The organism is Cnuella takakiae, from assembly GCF_001953305.1.
GTDB lineage: Bacteria > Bacteroidota > Bacteroidia > Chitinophagales > Chitinophagaceae > Flavisolibacter > Flavisolibacter takakiae.
The window spans coordinates 2,801,118-2,809,929 of sequence record NZ_MTFE01000010.1 but is presented as its reverse complement, the minus strand read 5'-3'; the positions used below and the strand labels follow the sequence as shown (position 1 = coordinate 2,809,929).

4 protein-coding genes and 1 riboswitch are annotated in these 8,812 nt (G+C 51.5%); of the genes, 2 read left to right on the top strand and 2 right to left on the bottom strand.

Translation table 11 applies throughout. The features are described from left to right. Window positions 1-84: 84 nt before the first annotated feature. Window positions 85-4,134: a glycosyl hydrolase gene (locus BUE76_RS12280; RefSeq protein WP_073040007.1), complete on the bottom strand. Its 4,050-nt coding sequence runs from the start codon at window positions 4,132-4,134 to the stop codon at window positions 85-87. A gap of 135 nt (window positions 4,135-4,269) precedes the next feature. Here BUE76_RS12280 and BUE76_RS12275 point away from each other — a divergent pair, with 135 nt between their 5' ends. Further along, window positions 4,270-5,574: an aminotransferase class V-fold PLP-dependent enzyme gene (locus BUE76_RS12275; RefSeq protein WP_073040009.1), complete on the top strand. Its 1,305-nt coding sequence runs from the start codon at window positions 4,270-4,272 to the stop codon at window positions 5,572-5,574. 52 nt (window positions 5,575-5,626) lie between these two features. Here the strand turns inward: BUE76_RS12275 and BUE76_RS12270 are convergent, their stop codons facing one another. Further along, complete coding sequence (locus tag BUE76_RS12270) at window positions 5,627-6,340, bottom strand: head GIN domain-containing protein (RefSeq protein ID WP_073040011.1); 714 nt, start codon at window positions 6,338-6,340, stop codon at window positions 5,627-5,629. 89 nt (window positions 6,341-6,429) lie between these two features. Next, window positions 6,430-6,531, top strand: a riboswitch (TPP riboswitch). Between the two features lie 112 nt (window positions 6,532-6,643). Here BUE76_RS12270 and BUE76_RS12265 point away from each other — a divergent pair. After that, window positions 6,644-8,794 (top strand): TonB-dependent receptor, encoded by a 2,151-nt coding sequence (locus BUE76_RS12265; protein ID WP_073040340.1) that lies wholly within the window; start codon window positions 6,644-6,646, stop codon window positions 8,792-8,794. Window positions 8,795-8,812: the final 18 nt, after the last annotated feature.

The following is an 8,812-nucleotide window of genomic DNA, read 5'->3' as shown; positions in this document are numbered from 1 at the left end:
CGGTAGCTCGTCGGGCTCATAACCCGAAGGTCCTAGGTTCGATCCCTAGCTTCGCAACCAATAGCCTCCCATGTGGAGGCTTTTTTATTTGCCTTTAACAAAGTTCAATTCATAATACGGTTGCAACCATACAGGCCCGATTAGACCGCTTTCCAATAAAGGATCATCGGCGGTGTAAAAATTCCAGGTTGTAAAACTTACCGGTCCGTCCTTGGGTTGTTCTTTTCCCTGCAGGTACCAACCTGGTAGTTGCTTAATGCCCCCACCTACTAAGAATTCAAAACTGCCATCAGCAGCTTTCGGGAAGTAGGTGCCAGGTTGTATTAGCGGAGCATCGCCAATTAATCGGTTGGGCCATAGATTGGTCACCTTTATTTCCAAAACATTTTCGCCTTCTTGTAAAGCCTGTGTAGCATTTACCCGGTATGGCCTTGTCCACAATACACCCAGGTTTTTGCCATTCAGCACCACTTCGGCCAACACCTCTACCCTACCCAGGTCGAGCAGCCATTGTACGGCGCGGTCTGCTGGCAAATCCTGCATATTGAAGCGGGTGGTATAAATGGCGGTTCCCGAAAAATGGCGCGCTTCCGTATGGCTGTGCAATGATTGGAGGGAGCGCAAATCAATAGGTGCCGGCGCGCCAGGCTTTTGGCCAAATTGAACATGCCAAGCGCCATCGATGGCTTTGTTAGCAGGCAAGGGAGGCACTGAAATGAATAGGTTCTTATCATCCACGCGACTAGCCTGGTAGTTTCCACTTTGTGCCAGCAGTATGCTTCCTTTTGATCCTTCATGCAGCAATACTTGTGGCATTGCCGGTTGGGTGGCCATTTGCTGTTTGGACAAAACCTCAACAGCAGCCTGATCGATGGCCGTGGGCAAAATGGAAATGTCTGAAATATCGCCGTTGTAATAAGTATCCGTTTCCACTCCCACGCCCCTTCCCTTTGTTGGATGCACCTGCCATTTGGAGAACTGTCCTTTGCCCAAAACTTTTCCGTTCAGGTAAACTTCAGGCAGCCCTTTCTGGTAAACAAGGGCAAGATGGGTAAAGCCAGAAATGGGTGCAGCAAGAGCCAGTACCATTTCGGGTGTGCCGTTGGCGTTTTCCCAAACAGTAACCCCATTGCGGCCAACGGCTAACCCGCAGGTGGCATGACCGGGGCCATACAATTTGTTTCCGGCAGCGGGGTAAATGGCGTAGTAATCGGTATAAGGTGCTGTTACCCGCTCCATGTGCTGGCTAAAGCGGAGCATGATGTCCTGTTCTGGTTTCACCCAAAATTGCAAGGTGAAATTGTTTGGGCAACCCGGAAAAGCCTCCCATGTTCGCGGAACAAAAGGATGAGATTGCACAAATGTTTTACCGGCCTTGTGCAACACGGTAAAATCTGGCAACGGTACTGCAGCAAACACTACGAACAGGGAACCATAAGGGTCCAGTTGCAGGGGCATGCTGACGCTGTCGGGCAATAGATGAAATATGGAGGCAGGGCGCGCTATACCGCGAACCGGGTGTATGATTTGAGGGTACCTGCCGCGCACCCGGAACTGCACCACCAATTCTTCGGTGGTACGCCGGGCATTGCATAAGAAATAGATATCCTCAGTTGGCGTGCGCCGGTGCAGGAAAGTGATGGGCGCATCGCCCGATTGGGAAGTAAAGGTACAATCGGGAGCAAGCCGTAATTGCCGCACCACCTTACTTAAATCGTATGCTGGAAAAACAGCACCTTTTCCAACGCTACGCTGCCCAACGGTTTTTCCATCACCCCACAGCACTTTTATCCATGCCGCAAACTGCTGCAACGCTTTTGCGGAACGCAGCCCAAGACAGCTTTGCACGGGCGGAGATACCAGGATCATTCCCTGCCGGACCAGTTTCACCAGGACAGCCAAGGTCGGATAACTCATAACGGAATAATCCTGAATTACCAGTACCCGGTACCGCATGCCGCTTTGCAATACCAAACTGCCTGCATCAACCCTTGCTTGCTGCAATAGGGCTGCATCCAAAACATCGTATGCAAAACCTTCAGGGGGAGCAGCCACCAGTTCGGAAGGCCGTACTGGTGTAAAAGTGGCAGAGTCCTCGGGTGCCAGGTAAGCGAAATCAGCAACAAACTGTCCTTTGCGCAGCAGCCACTGGCAACGGGCCAGGTAGGTAAACCACTCCCGGGCATAAGGCCACCAGGTATTGGTTCGGTCTATATGGCTGCCCCATGGTCCCATGGTCATACCGGGGAGGGCGGTGGGGTGCGGCTGGTGTACAAAGCGATGGAGCACCATTTTGTTTACCCCTTGTGCCAGGAGGGCATCGCCAGTTGCTTTTAGTCCGAAAGGGTACTCCTGCCATTTACCCGCGTTGGGTTCGCTGGTAAAAGTTTCAGCACCAACCAACCTTTTGCCTTGCGTATGGGCAATGGAAGCCGCCAGTTTGGGCGTACGCCTGATGGGCAGGTTACCTTGTAGAATAGCAAATAACCCGTTCCAGTGCTCGCCCATGGGCACATCGGCCTGGGCGCCGATACTTAGTTCACTGAAAGGTCCTTTGTCATAAGGTTCCACATAAGCGGTAAGGCCCTGTTGGCGGCACCAATCGGCAAAAGCACCGTAATAATTTTCTGAAACGGCATGGGCTATGGTTTGGCGGAAATCCCATAAAAAATTTTCTGTAAGAGCAACAGACGCCACTACCCTTCCGGTTATAGCGGGCAGGAAAGGCAACAAACGATATCCCTGGAAACGGGCAAACAATTGCGGCATTTCTGCCGTCCAGTTTTGCATACCCGCTTCAAAACTGTCGATCTCCAAACCAGCCTTGCCCTTTTTAGCCAACTCCTGTAATTCGGGCAGGATGGGTTGCAGGGCTTTTTGCAGGTGCAGTTCCAATGCGGCTTTCCGCATCTTGTCGCATTCCAATCCCTGTCCGCCATCCGGTGCGGCCTTATTGATGGCCCCTGTGGCAGTATGCCCCAAACGCAGCAAAGTATAATGGCCTGCAGGCGCCTGCCAGCGGAGCCTGCCTTCGGAATCCATATAATCGGTGAGATCAGTCACCTTGTCAAGTGCTATGAAGTCCTTGCTTTGAAATGTATCAGCAGCAGGTGCTATTTGGTGGTACCCAAACCGGAAGCCTGCCTTTTCCATAAAGTTGGGCAGGCGCTCCAATGCCGAAAACCTCACCTGCGCCAGCCTTCGGGGCAGGCGGCTCGTCAGCCGGAAAAAAGCAGCCTCCGTAGCAGTAAAGTCAAACGTTATGAACTTGTAACCCAGTAGCAGGGCGGCTTCCAACCCGGTGCTGATGGTAGCAACGGTTTGGAAGTGCACGCCATCCTGCGAAGCTTCCAGTAGAATAAAATTTCTTTCCCCATCAAAAAGCTCCCGAACGTTACCGGAGCCAACAGCAGCCACCTGAAAGGTTATATTGGTAGCCTTAACGGGTTCCGCAAAAGCAAAGAGCAACCAGTGTTCGTTTGCATTTGGCGTGGACAATAACACTTCACCATTGCCATTGACCTGGGCAAAATTCAGCTTACCGGATGCGGTACTGGCCTTATAATTATTCAATGCCACCTCGCGTGAAAATGCAGGAAAGGCCAGCAAAGCTACCTCCTGGTAATAACCCAGCTTGTGGTAAGGCTTTGGCAGCATAATGTCCAACAGGCCACCGCCTTTTACCACCACCTCACTCCAGGTAAGCTCCTGCATGGAATCTTTGGGTTCAATCCAGGGGCCGCCACTTGCCGACCAGCCCGGGCAGTTGTGCAGGGTGACTTCCATTCCAAGGCGCAGGGCTTCCCTGAGCGCGTGTTTTTTCAAAGTCCAAAATTCCTCGCTACCGTAAGCAACGGGGCCTTTGGGAATACCGGTGCCCGCATCAAACTGGAAAACACCGCTAATGCCTGCAGCCTTCATCGCTTCCAGGTCGGCGGTGATACCCTCCCGGGAAATATGCCCGTTCATCCAAAACCAGAAAAGTTGCGGAAAGGCATGGGGCGGTGGGTGCAACAACAAATCATCCCAGCCGGCAGTACCAACTGTAGCAGTTTGTGCCGCCATATTGAGTGGAGCTACCCAGGCCAATAGCCCCGCCGCACAGGTAAGTTGCAAAAACTGTCTTCGGTGCATGTACAAGATTGGATTGGCTGTAATCCGGGCGAACGGTGTTACATTTAAATGTGCGGTGCTGCGGCAATGAGCTGCGCCCTAACATGATACCAATCACTAATTTAATACTAAACGGCATCGCAGCCTTAGGATAGCATGAAGCAGATCAACCGGAGGTCTTTATTGAAAACGGGTGGCAGATTATCGCTTGCGGCCATGCTGGGTAGTTGGGCACAGCCTGCCTGGAGCCGCCAGTTGCAAAAAGCATTGACGAACCAGGAATATACACCGGCTACTGTGCTTTCGGAAGATGAAGATTTCTGGTATTATGTGCAGCAGGCTTACACTACTACGGAGTCGGTTATCAACCTGAATAATGGCGGAGTGTCGCCTGCCCCCCGGGTGGTGCAGGATGCCGTAAAGCGGTACCTGGATTTCTCCAATGAAGCGCCCAGCTACCATATGTTGCGCATTTTGGATCTGGGCAAAGAAAAAATCCGCCGCGACCTTGCCCTCCTGGCCGGCGTGCCTGCAGATGGCGTAGCCCTGCAACGAAACGCCACCGAGGCTTTGCAGACCATCATTTTTGGCTTGCCCCTGAAGGCTGGTGATGAAGTGGTGCTGTGCCGGCAGGATTATCCCAGTATGATTCACGCCTGGCAACAACGGGCTTCGCGGGATGGGATAAAACTGGTTTGGGCCAACCTCCAACTGCCCAGTGAAGACAATGACTACCTCGTACATCAATACACCCGGTTGTTCACGCCCCGCACCAGGCTGGTACACCTAACCCACATGATCAATTGGAATGGCCAGATATTGCCGGTGCGCCGCATTGCCGACCAGGCCCATGCCCGGGGTATTGAAGTGCTGGTGGATGGCGCCCAAAGTTTTGCCCAACTGCCTTATGCCATTACCGATTTGGGCGCAGATTATTTTGCGGCCAGTCTTCACAAATGGCTAAGTGCCTGCATCGGTACCGGCATGTTGTATGTAAAAGCAGAACATATCGGCAAGATTTACCCCTTGTTTGCCGCCGAGAACCCTGCGGAAACCAACATCAGGAAGTTTGAACACCTGGGTACCAAACCTAGCGCCATTGAACTGGCCACAGGTAAAGCCATCGAGTTTCACCAAATGATCGGGAGTGAGCGGAAGCAGGCCAGGTTGCAGTACCTGAAAAATTACTGGATGGAAAAGGTGATGCAAGTACCCAAGGTAAGATTGTGCACCTCCCTGCGCCCGGAATTTGGTTGCGCTATTGGCCTGGTTAACCTTGATGGCATTGCGCCAGTGGAACTGGATAATTTCTTTTTCCAGAAATACCGTGTTCATACAACCCCGGTGAAATGGGGAGGCATTGAAGGAGTAAGGGTAACGCCTAATGTGTACACCAGCACCAGGGATTTAAATGTGTTGGTTCAGGCAATTAATCAGGCGGCCACAAAAGGCCTTAGCTAATACTAACAAAGCCCCATTGCCGGGGCTTTGTTATGATCTTGCTGCAAAAGCATCAGGACTTACGCGAGATATTGCTGGCACCACTGGTTTTAATGTTGCGGATCGAGGCATTGCCTTTGTACTGCACATTGCTGGCTCCACTGAGTTCTGCGTTCATTTCCTTTTCAACCGAAATGCGCACATTGCAGGCACCCGACGCATCGATATTGCATTCACCCGCAGTGAGGTCAAAGGCCTTTACATCGCTGGCCCCACTGGCCCTGATGTTGATGGCTCCTGCCGCACCGGTAAGGGTTACATCCGAAGCGCCTGAGAGTTCCAGTTTCAGTTGGTTGTTTACTGCCAGGTTGCCCTTAAGGTCGGTGGCTCCGGAAAGATCAATCTCGAGGTTGGGGCTGGCCAACGTGCCATCGATGGTGATTTTGGAGGCGCCACTGCCACCTAGGTAGTCCAGGTTTTTAACTGAGATATAAGCTTTCAGGTTCTGGTTGCGGTACCATTTTTTCCCGGGGTTGCGATAGCCTATTTTCAGCTTACCATTTTCTACCGAAGTATGGATGTTCTGGTTGTCGCCTTCAATATTGGAGCTCACCACCACACCTTCCGCATTGCCCTGGGAAATGATCACCTCAAAGGCGCTGCTGATATCAATTTTATTAAAAGACCCAACGTTGCGTGGTTCGGCATTGGGATCATTGATTACTTTCTGAGCTGCTGCAGCTACCGAAAAACAGGCGGCCACCAGGATCAATATAAACTGTTTCATAAGCTTCGTTTTCTTTGAAACGGCACAGCAGGAAAAAGGTTACAGCACCGCGTAAAAAAATCTCCCCTACATTTGCGTCGCTAATATTTCAGCGTTTACCGGGGTGTCCTTTCAAAAAAGAAGGTCTGAGATCATACCCGTAGAACCTGATCAGGGTAATGCCTGCGCAGGGAGCTTAACAGTTTCAAGTTTGTGGTTCAAAGATCAAAGTAGTGTCTGCAGCACCGATGGTCTTTGAACGGGCAACTGCCGACTTCCAACTCTCTCCTGGCTTTCCCTTTCATTTTTAATTTTTTACACAAAATGAAAAGGACTGCTTTATTCCTTGCCATGAGCGCCGCTATGGCCGCCGGTGCACAGGAAGCTAATCAAGACACTACAGAAATGATCCCGGTTGAAGTAAGGGCTACCCGTGCCGGTGTGCGGGCGCCATTTACCAAGACCAATATCCGCAAGGCGGAAATCGAGCAGCGCAACCTGGGACAGGACCTGCCATTTCTCCTCAACCAAACCCCTTCGGTGGTGGTAAACTCCGATGCGGGTAATGGCGTGGGTTATACCGGTATCAGGGTTCGCGGCACCGATGCTACCCGTATCAATATTACCCTGAACGGCATTCCATTCAATGATGCCGAAAGCCAGGGCAGCTTTTTTGTGAACCTGCCCGACCTTGCTTCTTCGGCCAGCAGCATACAAATACAGCGGGGTGTGGGCACTTCCTCCAACGGCCCCGGTGCATTTGGTGCTACCGTCAACCTGAGCACAGTGGAAGCTAATGATAAAGCCTATGCAGAATTCAACAACAGCTACGGCTCTTTCAACACCTGGAAAAATACCCTCCGCCTGGGTACCGGCAAGGTGGGCAAGTATTTTTCCGCCGACCTGCGCCTGTCCAACATTACCTCAGATGGCTTTATTGACCGCGCCACCAGCGACCTGAAAAGCTATTATTTCGCTACGGCTTTTGAAAAAGGCAATTCCAGCCTGCGTTTCATCAGCTTTTCGGGAAAGGAAAAAACCTACCAGGCATGGAACGGTGTTACCGAAGCCGACCTGAAGTCTAACCGTACCGTTAACTACGCAGGTACCGAAAAGCCGGGCACGCCTTACCAAAATGAAACCGATAATTATGGACAAACCCACTACCAGTTGTTTTTCAACCAAAAGATCAACTCGCGGCTGAACTTCAACACTGGTTTGTTTTATGTAAAAGGTGCCGGTTATTACGAGCAGTACAAAGCCGACCGAAGATACTCGAGCGTTGGTCTGCCCAATGTGGTGGTTGGCAATACCACCATCTCTCGTTCCGACCTGGTACGCCAGTTGTGGCTGGATAATGATTATTATGGCAACGTGTTTTCGCTGAACTACCAGGCAAACAAAACAGAACTGACCCTCGGCGGCATGGTTTCCAAGTATGAAGGCAACCACTTTGGCGATGTGATCTGGGCAAAGAGCGGCATGCCTACACCCAAACACCGCTTCTACGACCTGAATGCCTGGAAAAACGATGCAACCGTGTACGCCAAATGGCAGCAGGAAATTGCCCCTTACTGGCAGTTGTACACCGACCTCCAACTGCGCACCGTGCACTACCGAATTGATGGTTTCCGCGACAACCCTACCCTGCGGGTAAACAATGATTATGCTTTTCTCAATCCGAAGGCTGGCGTTTCGTACAACCGCAATGGGCTGCAGTTTTATGGTTCGTATGGACTGGCCCAGAAAGAACCCAACCGCGACGACTTTGAAGCAGGTGCAGCCCGCCAGCCCCGTCCCGAAAAGCTTCATGACTTTGAACTGGGCCTGAACAAAACCGCCCGCACCTACAATTGGGGCATTACAGGTTACTACATGGCTTACAAAGACCAGTTGGTGCTTACCGGCCAGATCAATGATGTGGGTGCTTATACCCGCACCAATATCGACCGCAGCTACCGGTTGGGCGTGGAACTGCAGGGCGGTTTGCGCCTGAACCGCTGGGCCCAGCTGAGTGCCAACCTGGCCATCAGCCGCAACAAAGTGGTGGACTTCACCGAGTATGTTGACGATTACGATCAGGGCAATCAAAAGCAGAATAAGTTCAACCAAACGGATATTGCTTTCTCCCCTAACCTGGTAGGCGCAGGCCAGTTGCAACTGACCCCGGTGAAAAACCTGGAATTGAACCTGAACAGCAAATACGTTGGCCGCCAATACCTCGATAATACCCAGCAAAAATCGCGCAGCCTGGAGGCTTTTTTTGTACAGGACGCACAGGCACGTTACAACCTGCCGGTGAAAGGTATCCAAGGCATTACGCTGGTGGCGCAGGTAAATAACTTGTTCAACAAAATGTATGCACCCAATGGATATACCTTCAGCTATATCAGCGGCAACACACCCTATACGGAGAACTACTATTTTCCCATGGCAGGCACCAACTGGATGTTTGGGGTAAATGTGAAGTTGTAGGGAGGTTTTTAGCTGTTG

What these genes read in the sequence shown, in the direction of transcription:
- BUE76_RS12280 (WP_073040007.1), bottom strand. Translation starts at nt 4,134, where the DNA reads ATGCACCGAAGACAGTTTTTGCAACTTACCTGTGCGGCGGGGCTATTG.
- BUE76_RS12270 (WP_073040011.1), bottom strand. Translation starts at nt 6,340, where the DNA reads ATGAAACAGTTTATATTGATCCTGGTGGCCGCCTGTTTTTCGGTAGCT.
- BUE76_RS12265 (WP_073040340.1), top strand. Translation starts at nt 6,644, where the DNA reads ATGAAAAGGACTGCTTTATTCCTTGCCATGAGCGCCGCTATGGCCGCC.
- BUE76_RS12275 (WP_073040009.1), top strand. Translation starts at nt 4,270, where the DNA reads ATGAAGCAGATCAACCGGAGGTCTTTATTGAAAACGGGTGGCAGATTA.